Here is a 26865-nt window from a genome sequence, read left to right as displayed (position 1 = left end):
GGCAGGCAATATTCGAGTATGTCGAAGGCTGGTACAACACCCGGCGCCGCCACTCGAGCCTCGGCTACCTCAGCCCCGCCGCTTTCGAAGCCCTCGCCCACGAACCGATATCCATCGGCCTGGCTGCCTAACTAAGATCAACACATCGACCCTGTCCGTCAAAACGGGTCAAGCCCACAGATTCATCACATGCCGCCGAGAAGCCATACCTGGCAGCACGGATAAGCACGTCCAAGATCCCGGCGAAGTGACACATGTATCGGGACTTCAACACTGACAGATGTCATGGGACTGGATAGTTTGGGTGCGCGCGGCGATTCATCAATGATGAGCTGGCGTTTGGGTGCGCGCGGCGATTCATCAATGATGAGCTGTCGTGCGGTGCGCGCGGGCGACCTATCAGTGATGAGTTGGCGTTCAGTGCGTGCGGCGACTTATCAGTGATGAGTTCGCGTTGGTGGGTGTGGCGGCTCGTCGTTGATGAGTTGCGGTTCTGTGGGTAACGGGCGGCGTCACGTGGTGGCGCGGCGGATCACCCGGGTTGCGGCCGGCCCGGCGTCGTCGGTGGGCAGGTCGAGCGCCTGGCGGGCCAGGCGGCGGCCGTACGCCGCCGCGTCTATGCGGACCGACGTCAGGGCCGGGCGCCAGCGGGCGGCCTCGGCGCTGTCGCCCCAGCCGATCACGGCCAGGTCGCCGGGGGCCTGCGCGTTCGTGTCGTGAAGGGCGGCCAGGACGGCCAGGGCCAGGCCGTCGGTCAGGGCGGCCACCGCGGTCGCCCGGCCCAGCAGGTCACGGACCGCGGACCGGGTCGCGGCCTCGCCGGCTATCGGCAACACTTGGAGAGTGGGTAGGCCGAGGGCATCGGCGGCGCGGAAGACGTAGTCGGTCATCAGGCGCATGAAACGGTCGGGGCGCGCGGGGACCGCCACGGCCAGGTTGCGGTGGCCGAGGTGGTGCAAGAACTCGATCTGCGTCAGGTAATGGGACGCCATGCCGTCCACCCAGCCACCGTCGGCGATGGCGCCCGGGCGTGCGTACAGAGCCGGCAGATCGATGACGGCGCGCGGGTTGACGGCGTCGATCTGGGCGCGGCGGGAACGGCGCGAGTAGGAGACCAGCAGCGCGTGGCCGGCGGCGGACAGCTCAGACTCCATGCCGTCGGCGAAACTTTCCAGGACCCGGTCGCGAGGCAGGCCGCCGACGTCGAGCACGACCACCCGGGACGTGCCCTCGCGCAGGGCACGGGCGATCGGGTGGGCGCGGTAGCCCAGCTCGGCCGCGGCCTGACGCACCCGCTCGCGGGTCGCCTCGGAGATCGTCTGGTCGGGGGCGTCGTTCATCACGAAACTCACCGTGGCCGGGGAGACGCCGCTCGTCCTCGCCACATCCCGCATCGTGGTTCGGCGTGCCTTCATTCTGGACATCCTCCCAGCTCAAGGTGCTAGCTTGGCAACTAATTCGGATTAGCGATGTGCGGCCTGGGAGGACCAATGAAAAGCCTGGTGATCACGGCGCCGGGTAAGACCGAGATGCTGGACGTGCCGGCGCCCGACGCGGGTGCGCGCGATCTCGTCGTACGCGTCAAGGCTTGTGGGATCTGCGGCTCGGACGTGTTCTACAAGCAGATCGGGGGCATCCCGCCGCGGCAGGGCGCGACGCCGCTGGGGCACGAGCCGGCGGGTGAGGTCGCGTCGGTGGGCGCCGAGGTGACCGGGGCGGCCGTGGGCGACCACGTGGTGATCAATCCGATGGCCGCGGCCGACGGGATCATCGGCAGTGGCGGGGCACAGGGCGGGCTTTCGGAAACTGTCGTGCTGAAGGACGCGGTGGCGGGCGTGCACTTCCGGGTGATTCCGGCCGAGGTGCCGTGGGAGGTGGCGGCGCTCAACGAGCCGATGGCGGTGGCTTTCCACGGGGTCAACCGCTCGGGTGCGGGCAAGGGCACGAAAGCGGTCGTCTTCGGCGCGGGACCGGTCGGTCTCGGCGCGGCGATCGGGCTGAAAGCGAAAGGCGCCGAGCACGTCGTGGTCGTGGACATCGTGGCGAACCGGCTCGAGAAGGCGCTGCTGGTCGGCGCCGACGCAGTGATCAACTCGGCCGAGGAGGACGTGGTGTCGCGGCTGCGGGAGCTGCACGGCTCGGAGCCGGGTTTCCAGCACGGACCGGATCGGCCGCTCACCGAGGTCGCCATCGACGCGGCCGGCGCGCCGGCGGTGATCACGACGGCGCTCGGCTCGCTGCGGCGGGGCGGCGTGTTGTCGGTGGTCGGCGTCCACAAGAAACCGGTCGAGCTCGACTTCCAGTCGATGCTGGTGAACGAGCCGGAAATCCGGCTCTCGATGGGCTACCCGACGGAAATTTTCGAGGTGACCGACTCGATCGTCGCGGACTGGCGGCTGTATCAGCACATCATCAGCGACCGCGTTCCGTTCGACGAGGCGGCGCGGGCCGTCGAGCTCGCAGGCACGCCGGGCGCCACCGACAAGGTCGTCGTCGTGTTCTGAGCGAACAAGGCCGGCGCGGGGAAAGCACCCCGTGGCGGGCTCGATCATGCTCACTTTCGCCATGGGATGATGCAGGCCGCCCGGCTGGACGAGGGGAGCGAGGGTGATGCCGTCTCTGTACGTGGCCCACGACGACAAGCTGGCCATTGTGTCCCGGCTTCCGCTCGAGGTGGTCGGCGGGCGCGGGCTTTCGTTCGGCTGGGGCAGTGTCCTCGAGGTCACTCCCGCGGACAAGCCCGGTGATTCGGGGCCGACGACCGGTGTGCTCTACAGCTTCGGCACCATTTTCGGCATCATCGGCGGAGTGCTTCTGCTGGGCGGTGTGTTCTGGGGCGGCTTCTTCGTCCTGGCCGGCATCGCTGCCGGTGGTGGGGCGGTCCTGTACGGCTTGCGCCGGCGGCCGGGCGTGATCTCGGCGCCGAGCCTCGAGAGCGATCGTGATCAGCACCATGTGCTCGTCGACGATCGGGATCGGAAAGTTTTCTCGGATGCCATCGACCTGTGTCAGCGAACGTCGGAGACGTGGCCGGCGCTCGGGGCGCTCATCGATGTGCCGATCGCGGAGAAGCAGCTCGCGCAGGCTTTGTTCGATCTGGCGGGAGCCCTCGAGCGGCGGCAGGAGCTGCGCGACCTGCACGCCGAGCTGGCCGAGCACGACGGCGCGTTCGAGCTGGCGCCGCGAATGGCGAAGGCGACCTCGGCGTTGGCCGAACTGGACGACGAGGTGACCCAGCGTCTGGCGACGTTGAACGCCGTTGCGGTGGCCGGTGAGGAGCTGATCCGCGATCAGGAGATCGATGCGCTGGCGAGGGAGGCGGACGAGACGCTCGCCCGGCTGACCTCGGCGGGGCCGGCGATCGTGGCGGATGCCGGGTCCGAGCTTGCCGAGCGCACCGAGGCGGTGTTGCGGGCCTACCGCGAGCTGACCTGACCGCGCCGAGATGAGGCGGCGCTGCGGGCTTACCGCGAGCTGACCTGACCGCGCCGAGATGAGGCGGCGCTGCGGGCCTACCGCGAGCTGTCCTGACCGCGCCTAGAACTGGCAGGCGAAATGAGCCGCACTCTCGGTGGCGCGGCGGGAGGATGGTCGGGCCACGGCACGGCGTACGACGAATCCGCTCCACCGGCGGCGCGAGCGAATCGCAACAGCTCACGGACGATGCCGGCATTTCCCATCGCCCATCCGGCCTCGGGATCGAGCATGCTGGGCGTCACGCGGTGCTCGCGATTCGACCAGCGCACCCCGTCGGCGTCGACCGTCGCCCGGGCAACGAGGTCGTCGACCAGCACGTTGGCGAAGTCGAGCGGCTGCGCCTGCTCGACGTGCCGGTCGCAGGCCAGTGCCAGAACCCCGGCCGTTCCGCAGCAGCGGCCGTTGTTGTCCCAGAAGCCGGGGCGTACGCGGCGTGGAAGACCGCAGTGGGTGACGGTATGCCAGCATCGGTCGGCGAGAGCGGTCCAGCCGGCGTCCCCGGTCAGCGCACCGAGCAGCCGGAAGGCCTGAGCGTCGCCCGCCGGGCCGTTGCACCAGCCATAGCTGTAGCGCTCGATCAGCTCGGGCCGGTGCTGCGGGTCGGAATGCGCGACGAGAAAGCCCGCTGGTCCCGCCTCGTCACGGGACACCACGTCGGCGGCGCCCGTCAGGGCCAACTCGATCAGGTCGTCGCGGCCGGCAGCGGCGCCCACGGCCGCAAGCGCATACACGATGCCCAGCGTTCCGTGCGCGATGTGATGGGAACGCGCCGGGCCGGGCCGGACTGCCCAATTGACTCCGCCGGGGGTCGCGTCCGCGGTGGCCAGGTACGGCTCGACCGCGAGGACGGCCAGCTCGAGGTCACCGGCGTGCAGCGCACCCAGCGCGATGCCGGCGTTGCCGCCGAGCAACTCGAACATCTCACCCCAGCGCCTTCCGTCGAAACGCGAACGGACGCTGCTCAGTGCCCGGTCCGCGGCCCGGGCGGCCGGCTCGTCGCCCAGCAGGCTGTGTACGGCGCGCAGGGCGACTGCCGTACCGGCCAGCCCGAAATACAGCGAACAGCTCTGCTCGTCGTCGACAGCAGCGGCCAACGCTGCCGCGCCGCGTAGGGCGGCATCGCCGTACCGGTCATCGCGAAAGTGGCACTGACCCTCCAGCAACGCGAGCACGACTCCCGCCATGCCGCTGTACAGCGAGTGGTCAGCCTCGTCGATACCCGCCCGCGGCAGGCCGGCGTCGGTGCTCCACGTTGACCTGATCATCCAGTCCAGAGCACCCGCTGCCCGAGTCTGCGCTGCTTCCGCACGTGGCACGCTCGACCGGCTTCGGCTGTCGGCTTCCATGCGTCCAGCACATCAGATCAATCGGACCCGAAGGAGGCCGCTTGCCGGGCGACTCTTCAAAGCCAGTTCGAATACACCTGTCAGACCGGGTGAAGCTCGGCGCCTTCGGCCGGATCGTAGGAGACCGTCAGAATTCGGTCGGCCTGCAGATAGATCGAGAGGTCGGCGGCGACGCGGTGCAGGCTTGCCGTCGGGGTGACCGCGATCGCCAGCGCTCCTGCGTCGACGTGCTCGCCGAGCAGAAGGGCGTCCCGGCCGAGCAGCTCAGGATGTTCGTCGACCGGTAGGGCGACGACGGTGTGCCGGGGCAAGCGGGCTCGGAGGCCGGCCGCCAGGCCGGCGGGGCTGAGGCCGAGCCGCGCAGGCTCGTCGACGCCGTAGACGACGACCAACTCGTCGCTCGTGGCCAGCTCGGCGAGGTCGGCAACCACTGCCGCGGCACCCAGCCGGGTGTCCGGCTCGTCGAGGACCGCTACGGTCGTCGCGGTGGGGCTGGGCCGCGGGCGGAACCCGACGGCGAGGCCGAGCCCGACGTTGAGCCCACGCGTCCGGACGTACAGCACCGCGGACAGCAGCACCGCGGCCAGCAGGGTCCAGGCCGCGGTGTAGGAGTGCGTCAGCCTGTACAGACCGGCGAGCAGCAACGGCGGAATCAGCGCGCCGAGGGCGCCCGCGGCGCTCGTCGCCCCCATCACCGCGCCGACGCTGTACGGCCGCGCAGCCTTGCCGATCAAGGCGAGCAGGGCGCCGCCGGCCACGCCGTCGCAGACGGCTATCCCGGTGATCGCGGCCACCGGGAGCCACCGGGGCGTGAGCACAACGACCATGCACAGGCCCGCGGCGATGCCGTAACAGATCATCAACAACCGGGCGGTCGGGCGGCGGTCGGTCTGCCATCCCCCTACCAGCCGCGCCACCGAGGCCAGGATGACCACGGACCCGGTGATCGCCAGGGCGTGGGACCATTCGAACCGCAGCGCCGTGGCCAGGTAGACGGGCAGGAACACGGCGATCGACACCATGCCGCTCAGCGCGATCACGTACAGCAGCGACACCGACGAGGTCGAGGCGAGCCGGATCAGCGCCGCGCACTCGCGCATCGGCGAACCGGCGCGATCGACCGGGGCGGGCTCGCGGATCAGCACCGCCACCAGCGCGGCGAAGGCCACCAGCAACCCGCCGAGCAGCAGCGCGGTGAGCTGCCCCTCGCGGTCGATGCCCCAGGAAACGGCGGAGAACATGGCGGCGAGCGCCGCCCCGAGGCCGAAGACCCCGAGCACCCGGCCGCGCCGGCCGTAAGGAAACATCCGCGACACCATCGCGGCGCCCACGACGAACGCCGAACTGCCCGCTCCCGCCGCCGCTCCGGCGACGACCGCCCCGGCCGGCGAGCCGGCCAGGCCGAGTCCGACCACCGATGCTCCCGTTACCAGGCTGACGGCGGGAAACATCACCCGTGCGCCATAGCGGTCGGTGAGCACACCCACCGGCAACCGCACCACCGCCGCCACCAGCACGGGCAACCCGATCAAGGCAAGGTGCCAGCCCGCGGTGACGCCGAACCGCTCGTGCAGGTGCGGACCGAGAAGTATCGAGGCCCGCAGGTTCAGCCCCAACCCGATCGTCACGAGCGCCAGCGTCATCCCCGCACGCGGAAACGGTTTTCCCAGGAAGGTCATCGCCAACACACCCGATCCGAGCAGAGCCCAACTCATCAAAACAGCTGCCCTCGCCGGATCCAAGCGCGCACCGGGAGTTGTCACGAACGGGGAGGGCGAGTTTCGTCGATCGGGAGGAGCTCGAACACCGGGTGGCGGCCCGCCTCGGCGACGAAGTCCTCGACCGGCGCATCCTTGTCCGCGTCGAAGTACGGCCGGGTGGCGGTGGCGACGGCGACGTAGCGCTTGAGCACCGGCCCGGCCTCGGCCGCCGGCAGCTCGCGGAGGGCGTAGTCATGCCGATCCCGGCGGCGGGCCAGGCTCACCCGGCCGGCGGCGCGGGCGTTGTGCACCCACGACACCGCTCCGTAGGGCGCGACCAGCCACAGTCGCTGCCCCTCCTTGACCACGGTCGCCGGGTGGGTCAGGGGCCGGCCGGTCTTGCGGCCGGTCGTGGTCAGCATGTAGGTGCTGGGCACCACGCCGGCGCGGACGAACACGCTGATGACGGCGTCGCCGATGTGGCGCCCGCGGCTGCGGCGGAACTGCCGGGGCGAGCGGCGGCGTTTCGGATCCGGCTGGTGGGGTGTCGTGTCGGTCATCGCTGCCGCCTCCATCGAGCTTGACGCCGGGGTACCGAACGCGCCTTGCCAGCGTGTGCTGCGACGCCGAATGGGTCAATGGGGCCGAGAGGGCGAACGAAACGCGAATCGCCCCGGTCATGCCTGTTGGGCACGACCGGGGCGATGTGGGCTGGATCTGGAGGGATCAGTGCGCCATGGCGCGAGGCGCGTCGGGGTCGACATCCAGCGGTCCCGTGCGGAACAGCAGCGCCGCGACGGCCGCCGCCAGCACGAAGAACCCGCACGACCACCAGAACACCGTGTGGTAGCTCGACAGCTGCGCCTGGGCCTGCAGCATCGCCGACGGGGCGTGGCTCTCCGCGTAGTTCGTCGCCGCCGAGGCGGCGAACGAGCTCAGCAGCGCGGTGCCGATCGAGCCGCCGATCTGCTGCACGGTGTTGATCATTGCCGAGGCGACGCCCGCGTCGCGGTGCTCGACGCCGCTGGTGGCGGCGTTCTGCGTGGGCGCGAAGACGAGACCCAGGCCCAGGCCGATGATCAGCAGGCCGGGCAGCACGCCCGACGCGTAGTGCGAATCCAGGTCGAGGCGGGTCATGAAAGCCATGCCGCCCGCGGCGATCAGCGCGCCGACGGGTACGAGCGGGCGCGGGCCCACGCGAGGCGTGAGGATCGAGCCGGCCAGGGTCGCCGAGGTCATGATGGCGGCCAGCATCGGCAGGAACGCGAGGCCGGTCTGGATCGGCGTGAACTTCAGGAAAATGGTCAGGTAGTACGTCAGGAACAGGAAAATGCCGAACATGCCCGCGCCGGCGATGCCGATCGAGGCGTACGAGCCGCCCCGGTTGCGGTCGAGGACGACGCGCAGCGGCAGCAGCGGGTGCGCGACCCGGGTCTCGATGACCACGAAAGCGATCAGAATGACGACGCCCGCGATCATCGGGACCAGCGCCGTGGCGGAGTGCCAGCCGTCGGTCTCCACCTTGCCGAGCCCGAAGACCAGGCCGACGAGGCCGAGGACCGCCGTGACGACGCCCGGAACGTCCAGCTTGTTGCGGCTGGTGATCGGCTCGTCCGCCAGCTTCATGAGCGCGCCGGCCACGGCGATCGCGGCGATCACCAGGTTGACGTAGAGGCACCAGCGCCATGACGCGTACTCGGTCAGCACGCCGCCCAGCAGGAGGCCGACGGCGCCACCGGCGCCGGAGATCGCGCCGAAGATGCCGAACGCCTTGCCGCGGTCGGCCGGGGCGGTGAATGTCGTGGACAGCAACGAAAGCGCGGCGGGAGCAAGCACCGCGCCGAAAGCGCCCTGGAGGCAGCGCGCGACGATCAGCATCTCGAGGCCGTTCGCGGCGCCGCCCAGCGCGGACGCGAGCGCGAAACCGATCAGGCCGATGATGAACATCCGCTTGCGGCCGAAGAAGTCGGAGAGCCGCCCGCCGAGCAGCAGGAGGCTGCCGAACGCGAGGGCGTACCCGGTGACGACCCACTGCCGCGAGGCGTCGGAGAAGCCGAGATCGGCCTGCGCGGTGGGCAGCGCGATGTTCACGATCGTGGCGTCCAGGACCACCATGAGCTGGGCCATCGCCAGAACGACCAGCGCCCACCAGCGGCCGGAGCCGCCGGTGCCGGTCGAGGCCGGGGGCGCGGCCGAGGTGGGCAGTTCGGTAGCGGTAGTCATCAAGCGCCTTTCGCGAGCAAGCGGACGGAAGAGGTCTCCGTTGGCTTCGGCGACGCGGCGGGCAAGCTGAGGGGGCGCCGGAGCGCCCCCGCCGATGCAACCAAATTCAAATTCAAATGCTCAGATCGTGGGCGTACGGGTAGAGCGGCGCGGCCGGGTCATTCGGCACGTCCTCCCGTGACGCCTCGACCGCCGCCATCGACGACGGCAGTTCGAAAGGCAGCGTCCCTGCAGCGCACTGCGCCCCGGCCGCCGCGAGCGCGATCACCGTCCGCCTCGACTGCGCCTAGACTGGCGATGGTGGAACGACCTCAACTCGGACTCGTGTTCAACGAGGTGCCCGAGCTCTACGACCGGGTCCGGCCCGGCTACCCCGGCGAGCTGTTCGCCGATCTGGCCACCATCACCGGAATCGGCGCCGGGTCGCCGGTGCTCGAGGTGGGCGCCGGCACCGGCCAGGCGACGCGCTCGCTGGCGGCGCTCGGCTGCGCGGTGACCGCGCTCGAGCCGGGCCCCGAGATGGCCGCGCTCGCCCGCCGCCACCTCGCCGCCTCTGGCGACGTCCACATCGAACAGTCGACCTTCGAGGGCTGGGACGACCACGGCGTACGGTTCGACGCCGTCGTCGCCGCCTCCTCGTGGCACTGGGTCGATCCGTCGGTCGGGTGGCGGCGCGCGCACGACCTGCTGCGCCCCGGTGGCTGGCTGGCGCTGCTCGGGCACGTGGTGGTGCGCCGGTCGGGCGAGCCCGAGATGTACGCCGAGACCGCCGACCTGCACGAAAGATTCTCTCCCGGCAACCCCGACTGGGGTCACCCGCCGTCGGAGGAACAGGCGCGCGCCATCGACCAGGTCTGGGACGGCGACGGCCTCTTCGACGCGCCGGTCGTCCGCTGGTATCCGACCGTGCAGTGGTTCAGCGGCCAGGACTTCGCCGACCATCTGCGCACGAACTCCCCGTACCGCAAACTCGACCCCGGCGTGCGTGAGCCGCTGCTCGATGCCGTCGCCGACCGCGTCCGCACCCGCATGGGGGACAGGGCCGCCCGCCGCTACCTCACTGTCCTGCGGGCAGGCCGGCGCCGGGAGAGACAGCGGCTCGCAGCGCGGCCAGGATCTCGGTGACGACCTGGGGAGGATCGCTGTCGCCGGCCGGGTCGGCCGCCGCGTGCGCCCGGCGGAGGGCGTCGACGAGACGGCCGGCCTGGGCGTGGTCGCCGAGCGTGGACTCGGCGACCGCACGGAGCATCAGGGCCCACGTGACACCCGTGTCGGCCGACGGGGACACGTCCGCCAGCCGGCGCCGTGCCTGCGCCGCACGGCCCTCCAGCAGGTCGCCCAGGGCCGCGACGAGGCGCCGCTGCATGTTGTCGGGGCGGTTCGCGAGCGCCCGCCGCACCTTGTCGACGCGGGCCAGGATCGCCGGGTCGGCGCTCGCGCCGCCGACCGTCACCCGGTGCAGCTCGCCCAATCCGGGAATCAGGGCGAGCATCGGGGCGATGACGTCGAGCATCGCGGGCGTGGCGCCCGGCCCGAGAACATGGGTCCCCAGCCACTCGTCGTCGGCCGCGGTGGCCGGGCCGATCGTGAAGTTGCCGACGGCCGCCTCCGTCCGGCCGGTGACCAGGCCGAGCGTGCGCCGCCACCGGAGAAACACGGCGACCGCGCGATGGGGCAGGTCGGCGGCGGCGTCGATGTAGGCGTCGAGGTCGGCGTCGGTGATGGTCTCATCGAGCACCCGCGGCGTCATCGGATTCGGCGTGACCCGCCGGAGCGCCTGACGCTGCTGCCCCGGCCGGACGATCCAGGCCCCGATGCGCGCGCCGTCGCTGTGCAGACCGGAGCGGTCGCGGTGCGGCAGCAGGTTGCCGATGCCCATCACGGCGCTGAGCAGCGCGACGGTCAGCACGCAGCTGCGCGCCAGATCGGGCATCTCGCCGTGCGACGCGTACCGGAACAGGGCGATGGCGAGGACGGCGTCGGTGAGCGGGCCGGCGAGGTGCAGCAGCACGAACCGCACCGGCAGCGCGGGCGCCGACGGCGAGGGCGAGACCCGGACGAACGACGCCTCGGAGAACCGGATCCGCATGCCCGCCACCGGCAACCGCAGGGCCAGCGCCGCCAGCAGGTGGCCGCACTCGTGCGCCACGATCAGCGGGAGCGCGCACCCGATCGCGGTGACGATCGGCAGCACCCAGCCCGGCGGGCCGTGGTCGATGTCGGCGAGCCCGAGCGGGATGAGCAGGCCGTAGAAGGCGATCGCTATGACCAAGGGGGCGAGTCGGCGCACCGCGCGAGCTTAGGCGTCGTGCGCGATGACGTCAGCCCCGCAGGATGCGCCGCGCCGCGGCCAGGAGATGGTCGCGGAAGTCCTCGTCGTCGAGGCCGGCCACGGCCGGGTCGGCGCCCGCCATGATCAGTCCACCGCTCAGCACCGCCATCCGCACCCGGCTGCCGGGGTCGGGCGCCGTCCCGCCGAGCAGCCGCCGGATGCGCTGCAGCGACCGCAGCGCGTGGTGCGATCGCACCAGGCGCACCACCACCGGGTCGAAACTCAGCGTCGACGACACCCGGCGGAACTCGACCACGAGGTCGACCACGCCGGCCAGCACCGCGTCGCGCCGGGCGGCGTGCCCCCGCTGCGCCTCGGCCTGCTCGGCGATCGGCTCGAGCCGATCGAGCGCGGGGTCGATGACGGCGAGCACGATTTCGTCCTTGGTCGGAAACTGGTGGTAGACGGCCGCCTTCGTGACGCCGAGCCGGTCGGCGATCATCTGCAGCGACGTGCCGCTCACCCCGTGCTGGGCGAACAGGTCGAGCGCCGCCGCGAGGAGTCGCTCGCGGGCCGTGCCGGGCCGGGTCTCGTGCATCCCGGGATGCTATCGGGTCTTGCGGGTGCCTAGCCGCTCGGCTACTTTCCATGCACCAACAGGGGTAGCCGATCGGGTAGGAGGTAATACGTGAACCATGAAGTCGATGTGCTGGCCGGCCGTCACGCGGCCGCTCGCGTGCCGACCGCCGTCGCCTGATCTCGGGGTTTGGTCTTCGGTCCGGACGTTGACCTGGAGCGCGCTCCAGGAAATAGCGTCGAGTCATGCAGACGATCGAACTGGGCCGCACCGGCCAGCAGGTCAGCCAGCTCGCGCTCGGCGCGATGCAGATGGGAAACGCCACCGACGAAGCCGACTCCGTCCGGATCCTCGACCGGTATCTCGAGGTGGGCGGGTCGTTCATCGACACCGCCGACTGCTACGAGTGGTGGGCGCGCCGCGACAGCCGCGGCGGGGAGAGCGAAGAGCTGCTCGGGCGCTGGATGCGTGACGGCAACAAGCGCGACCGGCTCTTCCTGGCCACCAAGGGCAGCGCGCTGCCCGTGTACTCGCCCGAGCTGTGGGCCACCGACGGCACGCCGGACTGGGATCTCGCGCGGCGCACCTTCGCGGGGGCCGGCGCCCGGACGCTGCGGGACGCCCTCGACGGCAGCCTGCGCCGGCTCGGCACCGACCACGTCGACCTCTACTACATCCACGTGGACGACCGGGCCACGCCGCTCGAGGAGACCCTCGAAGCGCTCGCCGGATTCGTCGAGGCGGGCAAGGTTCGCTACCTGGGCTGGTCCAACGTGCGCACGTGGCGGCTCGAGCGGATCCGCGGGCTGTGCGAGCGCAACGGGTGGCCGCTGCCGGTCGCGGTGCAGCAGCAGCACAGCTACCTGCGGCCGAAGGCCGGCCTCGACACGGCGTCCATCGTGGATGCCGAACAGCTGGACTATCTGCGCGCCAACGACGACCAGACGCTGGTGGCGTACTCGCCGATCGTCAAGGGCGTCTACGACAGCGCGCAGAAGCGGGACAGCCACTGGATGATGGCGAACTACGCCGGACTGGACGCCGACGCGCGGATCGCCGCGGTGACCGAGGTGGCCGCCGAGGCGGGCGTGACGCCGAACCAGCTGGTGCTCGCGTGGCTGATGCACCAGAGCGCGCCGCGGGTGCTGCCGCTGATCGGGCCGCGCACGCCGGAGCAGTTCGAGGATGCCCTGCCCGCTCTCGATCTGAAGCTCAGCGACGAGCAGCTCACCCGCCTCGACGAGGCCGGCGCCTGACGCTGCCGATGCGGTGCGGTCGCCGCGCTCAGAGCGGCGACCGCACCACGAACGCCGTCGGGTCGTCCTCGTCGAGGCCGACCACGCCGTCGTCGCGGACGGACAGGGCGCGGCCGGGATAATTGATCGATTCCAGAACGAAGGCGGCGCCGTCGTGGGTCGGTGTCGTGCAGAACGTGGCGTCGCGCTCGAACAATTCCGAACCGCCGCGGCGGTCCCAGCGGCCGGGTCGCTCGAGCCGCAGGATGAAGTTGCGGTGACGCAGGAAATAGCCCGGATAGTTAACCGATTCCAGCGAGACGCAGCCCTCGCGGCCGAGGCCTTTCCGGACGACGAATCGGGAATCGGCGCGTTCCAGGGCTGAGCTGCTCGCGACGATGCGATCGATGCGGCCGACGAAGTCGCGGTGCCGCAGCCGGAGGTCGGCGCGGCCGGCGACGGAGAGCCCGACGGTGGCGCCGATGTCGAGGTCGACGACCGGGGCGGGACTGACCGTGCGGCTCACCCCGGTCGGCGCGGGCCGGCGTGTGGCGGTCGACGCGGCGGCCGGTGTGGTCGGCGTGGCGGTGGAACTGCTGGCCGGGGCCGGAAGCATCGAGACCGGGGCGGACGGCTCCCACTCGAGCGGCGACGGCTCGACGATCTCCTGGGCCACCGGCGCGGGACCGTCCTGACCGGACGGATAGATCAGCGCCATGAGGCCGGCGACCCCGGCGGTGATCGCCACCGCGCAGGCCACCAGGATCCGGCGCGCCCGCGCGGCCTGGGCGGCGGCCGGCCCGGGCGGGAGGGCCCGATAGGGATAAGGCGGCCGGCCATTTCGATCAACATCGTGGGGCATGTAACATCCGCTCCTGCGGCCGGCTGCCTAAGACACTCTTAAACCCTCGAAAAGGCATTCTTGCGGCGAAGGGCGTGAATCGCAAGAGTGAGATTTAAGCCCATCTTTGGCCACCGTCGCGATCGTCTCCGCGGGAAATCGAACCTTCGGGCGGGTGCGCTCCGTATTGCCAGTCGACGCCATACGTAGCCGCACCGAGGGGGACGATCGCGTGGACGGCTCACACGACACCGACGACCCGATCACGTCGACCGGCGAGTGGCCACACATCGCCGACTACTGGCCGGACGCTCCCCATCGGATGGGACCCGAGGCCGACTACAACCCCGGTGATGAGCCGGCCCCCCAGCAGTACGTCGTGGAGCCGCCACCCGCCCGTGTGATCGGCGCGCCGCCCCCACCGGACCGCAAGGCCCTGCGGGTCCTGCTCGGCGTCCTCGCCGTCACCGTCTTCCTGGGCGGCAGCGTGGTCGTGCTCGGCCGGATGGTGTTGCGCGGCGACCGGACCTCGGTCGCGATCAGCGCCCCGCCCGCCACGCCGACGCAGGCTACGGCGCCCGCCGAGCCCAACCCGCCCGTGTCGATCGTGCCGCAGGCGCCGCCGTCGGCGAGCGCCGCGCCGCCGTCCGGGAGCGCCACGCCGAAACCCACCACCGCCCCGGCCGAGCCGCCGTTCAGCTCGGGGACGTTCGAGCTGGCCGGCGACGTCGCCGTGCTCGACGTCAGCATCGCCGCGATCGGCGGGGACCCCGTGCGGGTCAGCGTCCCGGACGGCAGCGGCATCAAGCCGAGCCTCGCCCGCGACGGCAGCACCGTGCGGCTGACGACGAAAGTGGCGAAGGGCAGCGAGGGCACCGAGCCGATCACCGTACGCCTGAACAGCAAGATCACCTGGTCGGTGAAGATGACCGGCGGCGTGGGCGACGCGGATTTCGCGCTCGCGGACGGCCTCGTGCGGCGGATCGACCTGAACGGCGGCGCGGCGACGATCGACATGGAGCTGCCGACACCCGGCGAGACACTGCCGATCCGGATGACCGGCGGCGTCAACACCTGGACGATCACCACGGCCGAGCGGGTGCCGGTGAAGGCGCTGCTGCGCGACGGCGGCGGCCTGGTGGTCCTCAACGGCGATCGGACCAGGGGGATCGACCGCAACACCCGGCTGCGCGGGGACGGCGACGACGACGTCGAGTCGGGCGGGCTCGACATCGACGCGGTCGCCGGGCTGGGCACGCTCATCGTGGCCCCAGCAGGCGGAACAGGGTGAGCCACTGCTCGGGCCAGACCTCGCCGACCGGGGTGTCGAAGCCGATCCGGGCCGCTCGCGCCACCCCGTTCGCGCGCCGGTTCCCGTAGCGCCGGGCGATGGTCGCGTGCAGCGAACCGCCGGCGCCGGAGAAACCGTCGTCGACCAGCCGCTCCCAGGCCCGCCGGTGATGCGGGCACACCAGCGCGACCGGGCGGCGTTCGAGCTGCAGGATCCCGCCGTCCACGCGCGGCACCGGGCGGAAGGCGTGGCGCGGCACCCGGCCGGCGAGCCGCCAGGAGAAATCCGGCCAGGTCAGGACGGTCAGCCTGCTCCAGCGGCCGTAGTCGCCGGTGCGCTTGCGCGCGTACTCCCACTGGGTCAGCAAGGTGGCGCGGCGCAGGGCCGGCGCCGCCAGGCACCAGCGCACGACGGCCGCCGTCAACGCGTACGGAATGTTTCCGGCCACCGCGAAAGTTTCCGCCGGCGGCCGCGCCGCCAGAAAGTCCTCGGTGCGAACCCGAAGGCGGGGATGTTTCGGCAGGTGGTCGGCCATCTCCGCGTCGATCTCGTACGCGACGACGCGCGCAGACAAGGAAAGCAGCTCCCTGGTGAGACGGCCGCGACCGGCGCCCACCTCGTACACGGGCAGGTCTTGATCGTCAACGGCGAGCGATGCCAGGCGCCGGGCCCAGGCTGGGTCGGCGAGAAAGTTCTGCCCCAGGGTGCGACGGGCGCGGGAATGCTCGCGCCTTGTTGGTGTAGCCATGGCCTTGGCGGTCCCGTCTGCCGCGGATGGCGCGGCGAACGCGGACAGGCATCATCGAGGGCCCGTCCGAATCTGAAGTGGACTCGTCCGGCCCTGGCGGGGAGAAACGGCTTACGCCAGGGCGAGGCCCCGGGCGCGCGTGCGAATCGAGTGCTGCGGTCCCCGCGAGGGCGCGAAGACCAGGTAAGTCACCGACATGCGGGCCACGGTATCCGTCGTTCTCGCCGCCGTCAGCCGAATTTTCTTGCGTAACCGGCCGGCCACTCTCCGGAATGTGGCGGATCTCGCCGGACAGTTACACGACAGGGTGCTGGTGGCGGGAGTCCTCGGTCAGCAGGCTATTGGCATGACGACAACGTTCGACCGGGAGCGCGTGCGCGGCAGCGCCGAGACGCTCAAGGAGAAGCGTCTCGAGCTCTCGGAGCTCGAGATTCCGGCGGGGCGCGGGTGGGATCCCCTGCGCGACCGGATGGCCGAGGTGCTGTCCACCCATCCCGGCGGCATCGGCGAGGTGATCACCAAACTGGACGCGTTGCAGGTCATCATGGACGAGCTGCCGCCCAGCCCGACGAAGAACAGGGTGTCCGCGTTCAACTCGCTCTACAACCGGATCACCCGCCGGGTGGACACCGCGCTCACCACCGGCGTCAACCAGCCCGAGTTCCTCGAGTTGCTCGACGTGGAGTTCGCCAAGCGCTATTTCGCGGCGCTCGACCTGTGGAACAACGACAACGAGGAGACCCCCGACGTCTGGGAGGTCCTCTTCAAGCGCGGCCACGACCTGAAGATGAGCCGCCTGACGGCCGCCATGCTGGGCGTCAACGCGCACATCAACCACGACCTTTCGCTGGCGCTCATCGGCACCTGGAACGAAACCGGCGCGCCCGCCGACGACGAGATCCACCCCGACTACCTGCTGGTCAACCAGATCTTCTACGAGGAGATCCCGCCGCTGCGGCGCGGCTTCTCCACCCGCTGGCAGATGGAGATCGACGAGTTCGTCGGCCCGCTCGACGACTGGAGCCAGCGGATGCTGGTCACGGTGACCCGCGCGCACGCCTGGGACCAGGGCCGTCGCCTGTGGGCCCTGCGCAACGACCCGGACGACTTCGAGGAGGCCCGCCGGGCGATGGACCGGGCGGCGTCGCTGGTGGCCGAGTTCGCCATTGTCGGCGACCGGCTGGTCAGCACGGCCGGCTGGGGCATCACCGGAACGTGGCACGCCCTGCGCCGCGTCTTCGGCCGGCGCAGGCGGCCTACGATCAACGCGTGATCGGCGACCGGTGGGGCGTCAGCGACCTCGAGGTCGCGCGCCCCTACCCGTGCGACAGGTTCGTGGCCTCGCCGTCGCTGCGAGCGTGGCGGGGCGTCCGCGTCGAGGCGCCGCCCCAGGCCGTCTGGCCGTGGGTGGCGCAGGTGCGGCTGGCGCCGTACTCGTACGACTGGATCGACAACCTCGGCAAGCGCTCGCCGCGGCGGCTGGCCGGCCTGCCCGAGCCGGTGGTGGGTGAGCCCTTCACGACGGCGCTCGGGGGACGGCGCGGCCGGATCGTCGCGGTCGAGCCCGGCGAGCACCTGACGGCCACCATCATGGGCGCCTTCCTGTCGTACGTGCTCGTCGCCGAGCCCGGCGGCGCGACCCGGCTGCTTCTCAAGGTCGTCATGCGGACGTCGCGCCTGCTGGCGCCCGGCCTGTCGGTCGGCGACCTCGTGATGGCGCGCCGGCAGTTGCTGAACCTCAGGCGGCTGGCGGAGAGCTCTTAGGCAACTCTTAGACAGGACTCCGCGGACTTTTACCGGCGCGACGGAAAGTGGGACGGTGACCACGACCGCGGCGCTGCCCCATCTCTCCGTGCACGTCCCGCGGGCGACGCCGCGGTGGTGGTCCGACCTGGGCGGCCTGGCGGCCGGCACCTCCCTGCTGGTGGTCACGGCCTTGTGGGTCCGCGACGGCGGGGTGCAGGGTCTTTCCAGCGAAACCCTGATGAGTACGGGACGACTGAGCGGACTCTGGGCGGCCGACCTGCTGCTGCTCCAGGTCCTGCTGATGGCCCGGATCCCGGTGGTCGAGCGGGCGTTCGGCCAGGACCGGCTGGCCCGCTGGCACCGGTGGGTGGGGTTCACCTCGTTCTGGCTGATGCTGGCCCACATCGTGCTCATCACGTTCGGCTACGGAAACTTTCTGCCGACCCTGTGGGACTTCACCGTCGACTACCCCGGCATGCTGCTCGCGATCGCGGGCACGGCGCTGATCCTGGCCGTGGTGGCGACGTCGTTGCGGGCGGCGCGGCGAAAGTTGCGCTACGAGTCGTGGCATCTGCTGCACCTGTACGCCTACCTCGGCGTGGGCCTGGCGCTGCCGCATCAGCTGTGGACCGGGTCGGATTTCCGCACCTCGCCCGCGGCCACCGCCTACTGGTGGACGCTGTACGCGGTATCGGCGGGTGCGGTGATCGCGTACCGGATAGGTCTGCCGGCCTGGCGCACCTGGCGTCACCGGCTGATGGTCTCGCATGTGGCCCCGCAGGGGCCCGGGCTCACCTCGGTCTTCCTCGAGGGGCGCCACCTCGATCGGCTGCCGGTGCGGGCCGGCCAGTTCTTCCAGTGGCGCTTCCTGGACGGGCCGGGATGGACGCGGGCGCACCCCTACTCGCTGTCGGCGATGCCGCACGGGCGCGGCCTGCGCATCACGGTGAAGGATCTGGGCGACGGCAGCAGCCGCGCCGCCGGGCTGAGGCCCGGCACCCGGGTGATCATCGAGGGGCCCTACGGCAAGCTCACCGGCGACACGTACGGCGGGGGCCCGGTGATCCTGCTCGCGTGCGGGATCGGCGTGACGCCGCTGCTGGCGTTGCTGGGGGAGCTGCCCTACCGGCCGGGCGAGGCGACGCTGGTCTACCGGGCGCGCGGCGAGGACGAGATCGCGTTCCGCGGGGAGCTCGAATGGCTCGCGCGGCATCGCGGCGTCCGGGTGGTGTACCTGCTGGGGCCGCGAGCCGCCCGGCCGTCCTGGCTCCCGGCGCGGTACGCGAACTACCCGGACGCGGAGGCGCTGCGCCTGATCGCGCCGGAGGTGGCCCGATCGCACCTCTACGTCTGCGGGCCCGACGAGTGGACGGCGGCGGCCCGGGCGGCGGCTCTCGAGGCCGGGGCGAACGCCGGGCGCGTGCACACCGAGCAGTTCTCCTGGTGAATCCGGAAGGGAAATCGATGCGACGGATAACGCTGTGGCTGTTCTCGACGGTCGCCGCGCTGGTCCTGCTGTTCAGCTATCGCACGAGCACCGCAGGACCGGCGCCCTCGACGGCGGCGGTGGCGGCCGCGCCGCAGACACAGGGCGGCGCCGGCACCGGGAAGACCTACACCGGTTCGACGGCGCAGACCCGCTGGGGTCCCGTCCAGGTCGCCATCACCGTCGACGGTGGGAAGATCACCGACGTCGCGGTGCCGGTCTACCCGGACGGCAACCGCCGCGACCAGGAGATCAACGCCGGCGCCCTGCCGACCCTGCGCCAGGAGACCCTCGACAAGCAGAGCGCCGACATCGACGCGGTCTCCGGAGCTACCGTCACCAGCGACGGCTACAAGCAGTCGCTGCAATCGGCTCTGGACGCCGCGCACCTGAACTGAGGAGACCCGTGCGCATCTTGGTGGTGGAGGACGACGTCGCGGTCCGCGACTCCCTCGCGCGTACCCTCCGCTTCGAGGGGCACCAGGTCGACACCGCCGACGACGGCGTCGCGGCGCTCGACGCCGTCCGCGCCGCCGAGCCGGACGCGATGATCCTCGACGTCATGATGCCGCGCCTCGACGGCCTGCAGACCTGCCGCCGGCTGCGCGCCGAGGGTGTCACCCTGCCCGTGCTGATGCTCACCGCCCGCGACAGCGTCGGCGACCGGGTGGCCGGCCTCGACGCCGGCGCCGACGACTACCTGGTCAAGCCGTTCGCGCTGCAGGAGCTCCTGGCCCGGCTGCGGGCGCTGCTCCGCCGCTCGGGCCTCACCACCATCCCGGCGGGCGACTGGCTGACCTTCGCCGACGTACGCCTCAACCCGACCACCCGCGAGGTGTGGCGCGGCGACCGCCCGCTGCGCCTGACCCGCACCGAGTTCGCGATTCTCGACGCGTTCCTGCGGCATCCCCGGCAGGTGCTGAGCCGGGCCGCGCTGTTCGAGCAGGTGTGGGGCTACGACTTCGGTGAGGCGTCCAACAGCATCCACGTCTACCTGGGCTATCTGCGCCGCAAGCTGGAGGCCGAGGGCGAGCCGCGGCTGCTGCACACCGTCCGCGGGGTGGGTTTCGCATTGCGTGAGGAGCCGCTGTGACCGGCGAGGCGTCGCCGCTGACCGGCCGCGGCGGGCGGGGCCGGTGGCGCGGCCGCGGGCCGCGTGGGTGGCGCCGGCGGGGCTGGTGGCGCCGCCGATCGCTGCACGCCCGGCTCTCGCTGCTGGTCGCCGGGGCGGTGGCCGTCGCGCTCGTGGCGTTCGCGGCCGTGGCCTTCGTCGCGGCCCGCGAGATCCAGCAGCACCGCATCTCCGAGCAGCTCAGCGCGGACGCGGTCGCGATCGCCCAGTCGCCCGCCCAGTGGGCGGCCGGCCGGGCGGGGCCGCCCGGCCAGGGCTTCCCCGGCCGGGACGGCCACCCCGGCCGGGACGACCACCGCCGGGAGCTCGGCCCGCGCTGGCAGATCCTCAACTCGTCGGGTCAGGTCGTCAGCGCCCCGGACAACCCCCTGCCGGTGACCGGCTCGGCCCGCCAGGTCGCGGCCGGCGGGAAGACGCGCCACGCCTCGCCGGTGCAGGAGCAGGTGACGATCGGCGACGACCGCTACCAGATGCTGACGACGCCGATCGCCGGGGGCGGCGCGGTCCAGGTCGCCGTCAACGAGGACGAATCCCGGCGGACCCTGACCGTGCTCGCCCTGCTCCTGGCCACCGGCTGCGTGATCGGCATCGCCGGCGCGGCCTTCGCCGGCCGTGCGGTGGCGAGGGCCGGGCTCGTCCCCGTGGAGCGGCTCACCGAGGCCGTGGAGGAGGTCGCCGCCACGACCGACCTGACCCGCCCGATCGACGTGACCGGCGACGACGAGATCGCCCGGCTGGGCCGCTCGGTGAACACGATGCTGTCGGCGATCGACACGTCCCGGCGCGCCCAGCGGGCCCTGGTCGAGGATGCCGGCCACGAGCTGCGGACGCCGCTGACCAGCATCCGCACCAATGTGGAGCTGCTGCTGGCCGTCGAACGGCAGCCGGACCTGGCGCACCGGCTGCCGCCGGAGGAACGGGCCAAGCTCCTCGAAGACCTCGACGCCCAGGTGCGGGAGCTGGCCACGCTGACGACCGAGCTGGTCGAGCTGGCCCGCGAGGACACGACCCGCGAGACCCCGGAACCGGTCGAGGTGGGCGACGTGGTCGCGGCGGCCATCAATCGCGTACGGATCAGAGCGCCCGGCCTCACCTTCACGACCGACCTGACTCCGGTGACGGTGAACGGCCGCCCCGGGGAGCTGGAGCGGATGGTCGTCAACGTCCTCGACAACGCGGCGAAATGGAGCCCGCCCGGCGGCGAGGTGCGCACGAGGCTGACCGGGGACGGGACGCTGACCGTCTCGGACACCGGGCCCGGCATCGCCGAAGAGGACCGGCCACACGTCTTCGACCGCTTCTACCGGGCGGCGTCGGCCCGCTCGATGCCCGGCTCGGGGCTGGGGCTGGCGATCGTCGCGCAGACCGCGGCCCAGCACGGCGGCACGGTCACCGCCGGCCCGACCACGCCGCGCGGCACCACGGTGACCATCACGCTGCCCCCGGCCGGACAGGAGCCTCAGGCGGGGCCGCCCAGCTGATCGATCGAGCGCAGCGCCTCGATGACGCTGGCGATGTGCTCGCGCATCGCGGCCTCGGCCACCTTGGCGTCGCCGTCGCGGATCGCGGTGATGATGCGCTCGTGCTGCGGCAGCGACGTCTGCGGGCGGCCGGGCAGCAGCGACAGCACGAACTGGTGGCGTACCAGCTGCCCGCGCAGCGTGCCGACGATGCGGTCGGCGGTGCGGTGCCCGGCGATCTCGCGGATCAGCGCGTGCAGGCGCTGGTTGAGATCGCTGTACCGCCGGTATTCGCCCGCCTCGACGGCGCGGCGCATCAGCAGCCCGATCTCGTCGAGCTCGGAGGCGCGCTCGGCATCGACCCGCTCGGCGGCCCGCGCCGCGATCAGGCCCTCGACCACCATGCGTACCTCGGTGATCTCGACGGCCTCGTCGAGCGACACCTTGCGCACCTGGGCGCCGCGGTTGCGGTGCACCTCGACCAGGCCCTCGGAGGCGAGGTCTTGCAGGGCGGCGCGCACGTTGAAGCGGCTCGCCCCGAACCGGCTCATCAGCTGGGCCTCGACCAGCCGCTCACCGGGCAGGAACTCGCCCGTGAGAATCGCGTCGCGCAGGGCGTCGCTCACGTGCCGCCGGTCACCGTCGCGCTCTGCCGCCATCGATATTCGTCGTCCCTGTGCTCGGCCTCCGGCGCATGCCCCCGCGCCGGTGCGCGCAAGGATACCGCCCACCTGCGACGACCCCGGCCGCAGGCGCACGGCGTGCCGTACACCGGCCACGACCAGCTCAGACGCGGGCGTCACCGCCCGGACGCCGGCCATCGGCGAGGCGGGCCCGGCTGGTGATGGGACGACTACGCCGCGGGTGCGCACTGGAGTTGGGGCTCGCCGATGACCACAGTGCCAAGGATGCCGACCACACATGCCGATCCGATCGAGGGCCGCGAGACCCCGCGGCCTCCGATCGAGCTGATGCTGCGAGATCTCCCGGCTCCGCATCGGGAGATCATCGTCGCGACGTACTTCGGTCGCCGGACGGCACGCGAGGCCGCGGACCTGCTCGGTCTCGCCCCGGGCGAGGCGAAGGCCCGCCTGTACGAGGCAATGCGCGATCTGTCCGGCATGGTCGCCTCCCGACCGGCCGGACTTCTCAAGGCATGGCTGTGATGCCCCGCTGACCGGCGGGGTAGTGCGAGATCCGCCTTGCCTCCGCACGCGCGGTCGCTTAACTTAGCCTGACCTAACTTTGTGAGCGGGGTCCCTGATGTCCTTGAGATTCAAAGCTCGCGATCGGGGAGCTCGGCAACACCGGGCGCGGGCTCGGACGCGAGATGGTGCGTGCGGTCGCCCTGGGACTCGGGGCCGCCGATCCCCGCGTACGGAAAGTGGTGGCCGACCCCGACGAGCGGCACGTGATCGCCCGGCGGATGTTCGACGGCGCCGGTTTCCGGCTGCTGGGTGTGCACGATCTCGGTCACAAGCGGGCTGCGCTGGTGTTCGACGACCTGTCCGATGAATGAGCGACAGAGCGCCACCGGATATCGTCGATCGGTGATCGGTGCCCTGCTGCCGCCCGGGGTCGCCTGGGCCGAGCGGTTCGCCGACGACGTGCCCGAGGCGCTGTTTCCTCAGGAGCAACAGGCGATAGCCCAGGCCGTCCCGAAGCGCAGGCGCGAGTTCGCCACCGGCCGCTGGTGCGCACGCCGCGCCCTGCACCGCCTCGGCCTGCCATCCGTGCCGATCCTGCCCGGGGAGCGCGGCGCCCCCGGGTGGCCGCCCGGCGTGGTCGGCTCCATCACCCACTGCCCCGGCTACCGCGGCGCGGTCGTGGCGCGCGCCGGGGCCTTCCTGACCGTCGGGGTCGACGCCGAGGTCGACGAGCCCCTCCCGGACGGCGTGCTGGAGGCCGTCTCGCTCCCGGCCGAACGCTCCCAGCTCGACCGGCCCGGCCCGCCGTCGTGGGACCGGCTCCTGTTCAGCGCCAAGGAGTCGATCTACAAGGCGTGGTTCCCGGTGGCACGCCGCTGGCTCGACTTCACCGAGGCCCAGGTGACCTTGCACGACGACGGCACGTTCACCGCCGACGTGCTCGTCGACGGCCCGCTGCGTGCCGTCGGCGGCCGCTGGCTGAGCTCCGGAGGGCTGCTGCTGACCGCGGTGGCGATCCCGGCTCCCGCATATTTCCCGCCTGCTTCTCGCCCCGCCCCGCCCCGGCGCGGAAGGCCAGCTCAGTAACCGGCCCGCCTGACCGATATGACGATCGTGCCGGAACAGCTCTTCCTGCTCGGCAACCTGGTGATCATGGTCGCCTATGCGGCGATCATGGTGGCCATCGTCGTGCCCGTGCGTCGGGCCGGGCAGCTCCGGTCGAACAAGCTCGCCGTCGCCACCGCCCTCATCTTCTTCAGCTGCGCGGTCGGGCACGGCCTGCACGCGATCGCCACCTACCGCAGCATCGTCGCCGCGGGTGCCCCGGCCCACCTGCACGGTGTGGGCTGGTCGTGGCCGTCGGCGATCTGGGATCTGATCACCGCGACGATCGGCGTCTACTACTGGACGCTGCGCCGCGGCTACGGCGTCCTGCTCGGCGGGGGCTCCATCTACGTGTCGCCGGGGGAGACGCATCGGATCGACGAGGCCGATGCCCGCGAGCGCGCGGCCCGCGACGTCGCCGAGTCGCACCGGGCGACGCTCGCGGCGGTCGCCGAGCACACCGACGCGGCGATCATCGGCGTCGACCTGCAGGGACGGATCACGGCCTGGAACGGCGGTGCCGAGGTGATGTTCGGCTGGCGGGCCCACGAGATCATCGGCGGGCCGGTCTCGATGATCGGCGACGAGTCCGGCGCCGAGCAGCAGGTGGAGATCCTGGCCCGGATCAATCAGGGGGAGCGCCATGTCGCGTACGAGGCGCGGCGCCTGCGCCGGGACGGGTCGCCCGTCGAGTTGTCGGTCAATCTGGCCGCGATCCGCGACTCGAGCGGCGCGATCCTGGGCGCCTCGGTGGTGGCGCGTGACATCGGCGCCGCCAAGGAGGCGGCCGACCGGCAGCGGGCCCTCGAGGAGCGGACCCACCAGGCGCAGCGGATGGAGAGCCTCGGCAAGCTGGCCGGCGGGATCGCGCACGACTTCAACAACATCCTCGCGATCATCGTGAACTACACCGAGTTCGCGATCGAGGCCGGCGCCGGCAACGACGATGTGCGTGCCGACCTCGCCCATGTGCGCATCGCCGCCGACCGGGCCATGAACCTCACCCGGCAGCTGCTGACATTCACGCGCGGCGACACCATCCAGCCGCAGGACGTCGACCTCAACGCCGGCATCGGCGAGGTCAGGGCGATGCTGGACCGCACGATCGGCGAGGACATCGCGCTGTTCGCGCGGCCCTGCGACCGGCCGCTGGTCGTGCACGGCGACCCGGGCCAGCTTCAGCAGGTGCTGCTCAACCTGGCGATCAACGCGCGGGACGCGATGCCCGACGGCGGCACCCTGGTGATCGAGGCGGACGAGGCCGAGCTCGACGGCGAGCAGCTCAACATGCAGCCCACGGTTCCGGCCGGACGCTACGCGAGGCTCCAGGTCAGCGACACGGGGGAGGGGATGTCGGCCGAGGTGGCGGCGCACATCTTCGAGCCGTTCTACACCACGAAACCCCGGGGCAAGGGTACGGGTCTGGGCCTGGCCACCGTGTACGGGATCGTCACCGAGGCCGGCGGCAGCATCAACGTCTTCTCCGAGCCGGGCGTCGGCACCACGTTCCGGATCTACCTGCCGCTCGCGACCACCGAGGCCGGGGCCCCGGTCCCGGTCGCGCGGGGGGCCGCGCCGCCGGGCGGGGACGGCCGGACGATCCTGGTCGTCGAGGACGAGGCGGCGCTGGCGCGGGTGGTGACCCGCATCCTGACGGGGGCGGGCTACCGCGTTCTCACCGCGGGGACCGGCGCCGAGGCGCACGCGATCTTCAACGAGAAGGGGTGCGACGCGCTGCTGACCGACGTGATCATGCCGGAGATGTCCGGGCCGCGGCTCGCCGAGCTGGTCCACGAGCGGGCGCCGGGGCTGCCGGTGCTCTACATGTCGGGCTACAGCAACGGGCTGCTCGGCACCACCCGGGTGCTCGGCGAGGAGTTCCCGCTGCTGGAGAAGCCGTTCACGGCCGACGAGCTGCTGCACCGGGTGCACGAGGCGCTGGCGGCGCCGACCTTCAGCCGCGCCCCATCTGGTCCTCGGGAGACAGGTGCTCCACGGTGATCCCGGTGTCGGTGAACGTGCGGGTCACGACGCCGGACGTATAGACCCAGAGGATCCGCAGCGGCTCGTTCCCGACATTGCGGAACAGGTGCGGGATGGGCGAGGGGATGTACGTGGTGTCGTACCGGCCGAGGCGGGTCGCCGTGCCCTCGACCAGCACCTCGGCCTCGCCGTCCAGGATCGTCACGTGCTCGTCGCAGTTGTGCGAGTGCATCGGCGCGCCGGTGCCCGGCGGATACACGCTGATGCCGCTGGTGATCTTGTTCTCGCCGGCCGCCGCCGTGGTGGTGATCAGCGGCGTCGTGACTATCGCGCCGCCACGGTCGAGCACCTTCACGTCGGAGGACTTGATGATCACGGTCATGGCTCCGAGCCTAGGGGCAGGACCGATACGCGCATTGCAGCCTTACGTTGCGCCCGCGGTCCTGTGAACCCGTACCACCGGCTGGTTACGGTCTCGTGAAACACGCATCGCGAGAGAGGCCCGTCCTCGATGAGACTTCCCGTCATCAAGCCGGACGAGATGACCGCACGGCAGCAGGAGATAGCCGCCCGGATCGCGGGCCGGCGCGGCGCCGTGCGGGGACCGTTCCAGGTCTGGCTGAACAGCCCCGAACTGTGCGAGCGGGTCGAGGCGCTCGGCGCGTTCCTGCGCTGGGAGTCCGCCCTGCCGCTGCGGCTGCGCGAGTTGTCCCTGCTCATCGCCGCCCGGCACGTCGACGCGCAGTACTCCTGGAACGCCCACGTCGGCAAATGCGTCGAGGAGGGAATTCCGCAGGCGGCCGTCGACGCGATCGCCCGCAAACAGATTCCGCAATTCGACCGGCCCGAGGACGAGGCCTTCTACCGGTTCTGCCGGGAATTGCTCGAGGATCACTTCGTGGCCGACGAGACCTTCGCGAACGCGCTGACGTTCTTCGGGCGGCAGGGATTGGTCGACACGGTCGCCTCGCTCGGCAATTTCTCGATGCTCGGGATGTGCCTGAACGCGTTCCAGGTCGACCTGCAGCCCGGCAAGGAGCCGCCCTTCCCGGACATCGAGGGCTACGCGCGCCTGAACTCCTGATTGTTGACAATC

At 71.5% G+C, this 26865-nt stretch carries 29 protein-coding genes; 17 read left to right on the top strand and 12 right to left on the bottom strand.

The window, feature by feature from the left end; all coding sequences use genetic code 11:
• Positions 1–131 (top strand): IS3 family transposase (locus ACIA5D_RS48530; protein ID WP_396037518.1); only part of this gene is annotated, 131 nt, incomplete at its 5' end.
• A 381-nt stretch (positions 132–512) separates the two neighbouring features.
• On the opposite strand, the gene ACIA5D_RS48525 is transcribed toward ACIA5D_RS48530, so the two are convergent.
• Positions 513–1415 (bottom strand): LacI family DNA-binding transcriptional regulator, encoded by a 903-nt coding sequence (locus ACIA5D_RS48525; RefSeq protein ID WP_396037514.1) that lies wholly within the window; start codon positions 1413–1415, stop codon positions 513–515.
• Between the two features lie 75 nt (positions 1416–1490).
• Here ACIA5D_RS48525 and ACIA5D_RS48520 point away from each other — a divergent pair, with 75 nt between their 5' ends.
• On the top strand, positions 1491–2504 hold the full coding sequence (locus ACIA5D_RS48520; RefSeq protein WP_396037513.1) for a zinc-binding dehydrogenase: 1014 nt from the start codon (positions 1491–1493) through the stop codon (positions 2502–2504).
• A gap of 106 nt (positions 2505–2610) precedes the next feature.
• Positions 2611–3435, top strand: coding sequence for a hypothetical protein (locus ACIA5D_RS48515; RefSeq protein ID WP_396037512.1), 825 nt, complete (start codon positions 2611–2613; stop codon positions 3433–3435).
• A 77-nt stretch (positions 3436–3512) separates the two neighbouring features.
• Here the strand turns inward: ACIA5D_RS48515 and ACIA5D_RS48510 are convergent, their stop codons facing one another.
• The 5 genes from ACIA5D_RS48510 to ACIA5D_RS48490 all read right to left on the bottom strand — a co-directional run bounded on the left by ACIA5D_RS48510 (position 3513) and on the right by ACIA5D_RS48490 (position 9014).
• Positions 3513–4742, bottom strand: coding sequence for a lanthionine synthetase LanC family protein (locus ACIA5D_RS48510; RefSeq protein ID WP_396037511.1), 1230 nt, complete (start codon positions 4740–4742; stop codon positions 3513–3515).
• Between the two features lie 161 nt (positions 4743–4903).
• Complete coding sequence (locus ACIA5D_RS48505) at positions 4904–6451, bottom strand: nitrate/nitrite transporter (RefSeq protein WP_396037510.1); 1548 nt, start codon at positions 6449–6451, stop codon at positions 4904–4906.
• A gap of 131 nt (positions 6452–6582) precedes the next feature.
• A complete protein-coding gene (locus ACIA5D_RS48500; RefSeq protein WP_396037509.1) occupies positions 6583–7083 on the bottom strand; it encodes a nitroreductase family deazaflavin-dependent oxidoreductase in 501 nt (166 codons plus the stop codon).
• Between the two features lie 166 nt (positions 7084–7249).
• Positions 7250–8746: a DHA2 family efflux MFS transporter permease subunit gene (locus ACIA5D_RS48495; protein WP_396037508.1), complete on the bottom strand. Its 1497-nt coding sequence runs from the start codon at positions 8744–8746 to the stop codon at positions 7250–7252.
• A gap of 112 nt (positions 8747–8858) precedes the next feature.
• Complete coding sequence (locus tag ACIA5D_RS48490; RefSeq protein WP_396037507.1) at positions 8859–9014, bottom strand: hypothetical protein; 156 nt, start codon at positions 9012–9014, stop codon at positions 8859–8861.
• A 32-nt stretch (positions 9015–9046) separates the two neighbouring features.
• Between ACIA5D_RS48490 and ACIA5D_RS48485 the strand changes: the two genes are divergently transcribed.
• A complete protein-coding gene (locus ACIA5D_RS48485) occupies positions 9047–9871 on the top strand; it encodes a class I SAM-dependent methyltransferase (protein WP_396037506.1) in 825 nt (274 codons plus the stop codon).
• On the opposite strand, the gene ACIA5D_RS48480 is transcribed toward ACIA5D_RS48485, so the two are convergent.
• Both ACIA5D_RS48480 and ACIA5D_RS48475 read right to left on the bottom strand, forming a co-directional pair.
• Positions 9804–11036: a hypothetical protein gene (locus ACIA5D_RS48480; RefSeq protein ID WP_396037505.1), complete on the bottom strand. Its 1233-nt coding sequence runs from the start codon at positions 11034–11036 to the stop codon at positions 9804–9806. The two genes, ACIA5D_RS48485 and ACIA5D_RS48480, sit on opposite strands and share 68 nt — an antisense overlap.
• Positions 11037–11067: 31 nt before the next feature.
• Positions 11068–11616: a TetR/AcrR family transcriptional regulator gene (locus tag ACIA5D_RS48475; protein WP_396037504.1), complete on the bottom strand. Its 549-nt coding sequence runs from the start codon at positions 11614–11616 to the stop codon at positions 11068–11070.
• 224 nt (positions 11617–11840) lie between these two features.
• Between ACIA5D_RS48475 and ACIA5D_RS48470 the strand changes: the two genes are divergently transcribed.
• Positions 11841–12851 (top strand): aldo/keto reductase, encoded by a 1011-nt coding sequence (locus ACIA5D_RS48470; protein WP_396037503.1) that lies wholly within the window; start codon positions 11841–11843, stop codon positions 12849–12851.
• A gap of 28 nt (positions 12852–12879) precedes the next feature.
• Here ACIA5D_RS48470 and ACIA5D_RS48465 read toward each other — a convergent pair whose 3' ends face one another.
• The gene (locus tag ACIA5D_RS48465; protein ID WP_396037502.1) at positions 12880–13692 is read right to left on the bottom strand and encodes an AbfB domain-containing protein; all 813 of its coding nucleotides are present in this window, start codon (positions 13690–13692) and stop codon (positions 12880–12882) included.
• 211 nt (positions 13693–13903) lie between these two features.
• Here ACIA5D_RS48465 and ACIA5D_RS48460 point away from each other — a divergent pair, with 211 nt between their 5' ends.
• Positions 13904–14962, top strand: a complete 1059-nt coding sequence (locus ACIA5D_RS48460; RefSeq protein ID WP_396037501.1) for a hypothetical protein — start codon at positions 13904–13906, stop codon at positions 14960–14962.
• Here the strand turns inward: ACIA5D_RS48460 and erm are convergent.
• On the bottom strand, positions 14931–15710 hold the full coding sequence (erm, locus tag ACIA5D_RS48455) for a 23S ribosomal RNA methyltransferase Erm (protein WP_396037500.1): 780 nt from the start codon (positions 15708–15710) through the stop codon (positions 14931–14933). The two genes, ACIA5D_RS48460 and erm, sit on opposite strands and share 32 nt — an antisense overlap.
• Positions 15711–16056: 346 nt before the next feature.
• On the opposite strand from erm, the gene ACIA5D_RS48450 reads away from it, so the two are divergent.
• Genes ACIA5D_RS48450 through ACIA5D_RS48425 form a run of 6 tightly spaced genes read left to right on the top strand, consistent with a single transcriptional unit; the run spans position 16057 to position 21555 of the window.
• The gene (locus ACIA5D_RS48450) at positions 16057–16983 is read left to right on the top strand and encodes a DUF5995 family protein (protein ID WP_396037499.1); all 927 of its coding nucleotides are present in this window, start codon (positions 16057–16059) and stop codon (positions 16981–16983) included.
• The gene (locus ACIA5D_RS48445; RefSeq protein ID WP_396037498.1) at positions 16980–17474 is read left to right on the top strand and encodes a polyketide cyclase; all 495 of its coding nucleotides are present in this window, start codon (positions 16980–16982) and stop codon (positions 17472–17474) included. Before ACIA5D_RS48450 ends, ACIA5D_RS48445 begins: the two co-directional genes overlap by 4 nt.
• Before the next feature lie 55 nt (positions 17475–17529).
• Positions 17530–18903 (top strand): ferric reductase-like transmembrane domain-containing protein, encoded by a 1374-nt coding sequence (locus tag ACIA5D_RS48440; protein WP_396037497.1) that lies wholly within the window; start codon positions 17530–17532, stop codon positions 18901–18903.
• Positions 18904–18920: 17 nt separating this feature from the next.
• Positions 18921–19340, top strand: a complete 420-nt coding sequence (locus tag ACIA5D_RS48435) for an FMN-binding protein (protein ID WP_396037496.1) — start codon at positions 18921–18923, stop codon at positions 19338–19340.
• An 8-nt stretch (positions 19341–19348) separates the two neighbouring features.
• Positions 19349–20035 (top strand): response regulator transcription factor, encoded by a 687-nt coding sequence (locus ACIA5D_RS48430; RefSeq protein WP_396037495.1) that lies wholly within the window; start codon positions 19349–19351, stop codon positions 20033–20035.
• Positions 20032–21555, top strand: a complete 1524-nt coding sequence (locus ACIA5D_RS48425; protein ID WP_396037493.1) for an ATP-binding protein — start codon at positions 20032–20034, stop codon at positions 21553–21555. Before ACIA5D_RS48430 ends, ACIA5D_RS48425 begins: the two co-directional genes overlap by 4 nt.
• Here the strand turns inward: ACIA5D_RS48425 and ACIA5D_RS48420 are convergent.
• Entirely contained in the window at positions 21534–22193 is a 660-nt protein-coding gene (locus tag ACIA5D_RS48420) for a GntR family transcriptional regulator (RefSeq protein ID WP_396037492.1), read from the bottom strand. The genes ACIA5D_RS48425 and ACIA5D_RS48420 overlap by 22 nt on opposite strands.
• 249 nt (positions 22194–22442) lie before the next feature.
• On the opposite strand from ACIA5D_RS48420, the gene ACIA5D_RS48415 reads away from it, so the two are divergent.
• The 4 genes from ACIA5D_RS48415 (at position 22443) to ACIA5D_RS48400 (ending at position 25787) form a co-directional block, all read left to right on the top strand.
• On the top strand, positions 22443–22700 hold the full coding sequence (locus ACIA5D_RS48415) for a sigma factor-like helix-turn-helix DNA-binding protein (RefSeq protein ID WP_396037491.1): 258 nt from the start codon (positions 22443–22445) through the stop codon (positions 22698–22700).
• Between the two features lie 122 nt (positions 22701–22822).
• Positions 22823–23053 (top strand): GNAT family N-acetyltransferase, encoded by a 231-nt coding sequence (locus tag ACIA5D_RS48410; protein WP_396037517.1) that lies wholly within the window; start codon positions 22823–22825, stop codon positions 23051–23053.
• A 31-nt stretch (positions 23054–23084) separates the two neighbouring features.
• On the top strand, positions 23085–23768 hold the full coding sequence (locus ACIA5D_RS48405; protein ID WP_396037490.1) for a 4'-phosphopantetheinyl transferase: 684 nt from the start codon (positions 23085–23087) through the stop codon (positions 23766–23768).
• A gap of 18 nt (positions 23769–23786) precedes the next feature.
• Positions 23787–25787, top strand: coding sequence for an ATP-binding protein (locus ACIA5D_RS48400; protein ID WP_396037489.1), 2001 nt, complete (start codon positions 23787–23789; stop codon positions 25785–25787).
• Here the strand turns inward: ACIA5D_RS48400 and ACIA5D_RS48395 are convergent.
• Positions 25741–26151 (bottom strand): cupin domain-containing protein, encoded by a 411-nt coding sequence (locus tag ACIA5D_RS48395; RefSeq protein ID WP_396037488.1) that lies wholly within the window; start codon positions 26149–26151, stop codon positions 25741–25743. The genes ACIA5D_RS48400 and ACIA5D_RS48395 overlap by 47 nt on opposite strands.
• 129 nt (positions 26152–26280) lie before the next feature.
• Between ACIA5D_RS48395 and ACIA5D_RS48390 the strand changes: the two genes are divergently transcribed.
• Positions 26281–26853, top strand: coding sequence for a carboxymuconolactone decarboxylase family protein (locus ACIA5D_RS48390; protein ID WP_396037487.1), 573 nt, complete (start codon positions 26281–26283; stop codon positions 26851–26853).
• The last annotated feature ends 12 nt before the right edge of the window (positions 26854–26865 follow it).

Source organism: Actinoplanes sp. NPDC051513, from assembly GCF_044454685.1.
GTDB lineage: Bacteria > Actinomycetota > Actinomycetes > Mycobacteriales > Micromonosporaceae > Actinoplanes.
Note: the sequence above shows the minus strand (reverse complement) of the source record. Positions and strands in the feature narration are given on the sequence as shown.

What these genes read in the sequence shown, in the direction of transcription:
- ACIA5D_RS48465 (WP_396037502.1), bottom strand. Translation starts at nt 13,692, where the DNA reads ATGCCCCACGATGTTGATCGAAATGGCCGGCCGCCTTATCCCTATCGG.
- ACIA5D_RS48435 (WP_396037496.1), top strand. Translation starts at nt 18,921, where the DNA reads ATGCGACGGATAACGCTGTGGCTGTTCTCGACGGTCGCCGCGCTGGTC.
- ACIA5D_RS48400 (WP_396037489.1), top strand. Translation starts at nt 23,787, where the DNA reads ATGACGATCGTGCCGGAACAGCTCTTCCTGCTCGGCAACCTGGTGATC.
- ACIA5D_RS48500 (WP_396037509.1), bottom strand. Translation starts at nt 7,083, where the DNA reads ATGACCGACACGACACCCCACCAGCCGGATCCGAAACGCCGCCGCTCG.
- ACIA5D_RS48450 (WP_396037499.1), top strand. Translation starts at nt 16,057, where the DNA reads ATGACGACAACGTTCGACCGGGAGCGCGTGCGCGGCAGCGCCGAGACG.
- ACIA5D_RS48525 (WP_396037514.1), bottom strand. Translation starts at nt 1,415, where the DNA reads ATGAAGGCACGCCGAACCACGATGCGGGATGTGGCGAGGACGAGCGGC.
- ACIA5D_RS48495 (WP_396037508.1), bottom strand. Translation starts at nt 8,746, where the DNA reads ATGACTACCGCTACCGAACTGCCCACCTCGGCCGCGCCCCCGGCCTCG.
- ACIA5D_RS48420 (WP_396037492.1), bottom strand. Translation starts at nt 22,193, where the DNA reads ATGGCGGCAGAGCGCGACGGTGACCGGCGGCACGTGAGCGACGCCCTG.
- ACIA5D_RS48475 (WP_396037504.1), bottom strand. Translation starts at nt 11,616, where the DNA reads ATGCACGAGACCCGGCCCGGCACGGCCCGCGAGCGACTCCTCGCGGCG.
- ACIA5D_RS48395 (WP_396037488.1), bottom strand. Translation starts at nt 26,151, where the DNA reads ATGACCGTGATCATCAAGTCCTCCGACGTGAAGGTGCTCGACCGTGGC.
- ACIA5D_RS48510 (WP_396037511.1), bottom strand. Translation starts at nt 4,742, where the DNA reads ATGATCAGGTCAACGTGGAGCACCGACGCCGGCCTGCCGCGGGCGGGT.
- ACIA5D_RS48470 (WP_396037503.1), top strand. Translation starts at nt 11,841, where the DNA reads ATGCAGACGATCGAACTGGGCCGCACCGGCCAGCAGGTCAGCCAGCTC.
- ACIA5D_RS48515 (WP_396037512.1), top strand. Translation starts at nt 2,611, where the DNA reads ATGCCGTCTCTGTACGTGGCCCACGACGACAAGCTGGCCATTGTGTCC.
- ACIA5D_RS48390 (WP_396037487.1), top strand. Translation starts at nt 26,281, where the DNA reads ATGAGACTTCCCGTCATCAAGCCGGACGAGATGACCGCACGGCAGCAG.
- ACIA5D_RS48415 (WP_396037491.1), top strand. Translation starts at nt 22,443, where the DNA reads ATGCCGACCACACATGCCGATCCGATCGAGGGCCGCGAGACCCCGCGG.
- erm (WP_396037500.1), bottom strand. Translation starts at nt 15,710, where the DNA reads ATGGCTACACCAACAAGGCGCGAGCATTCCCGCGCCCGTCGCACCCTG.
- ACIA5D_RS48520 (WP_396037513.1), top strand. Translation starts at nt 1,491, where the DNA reads ATGAAAAGCCTGGTGATCACGGCGCCGGGTAAGACCGAGATGCTGGAC.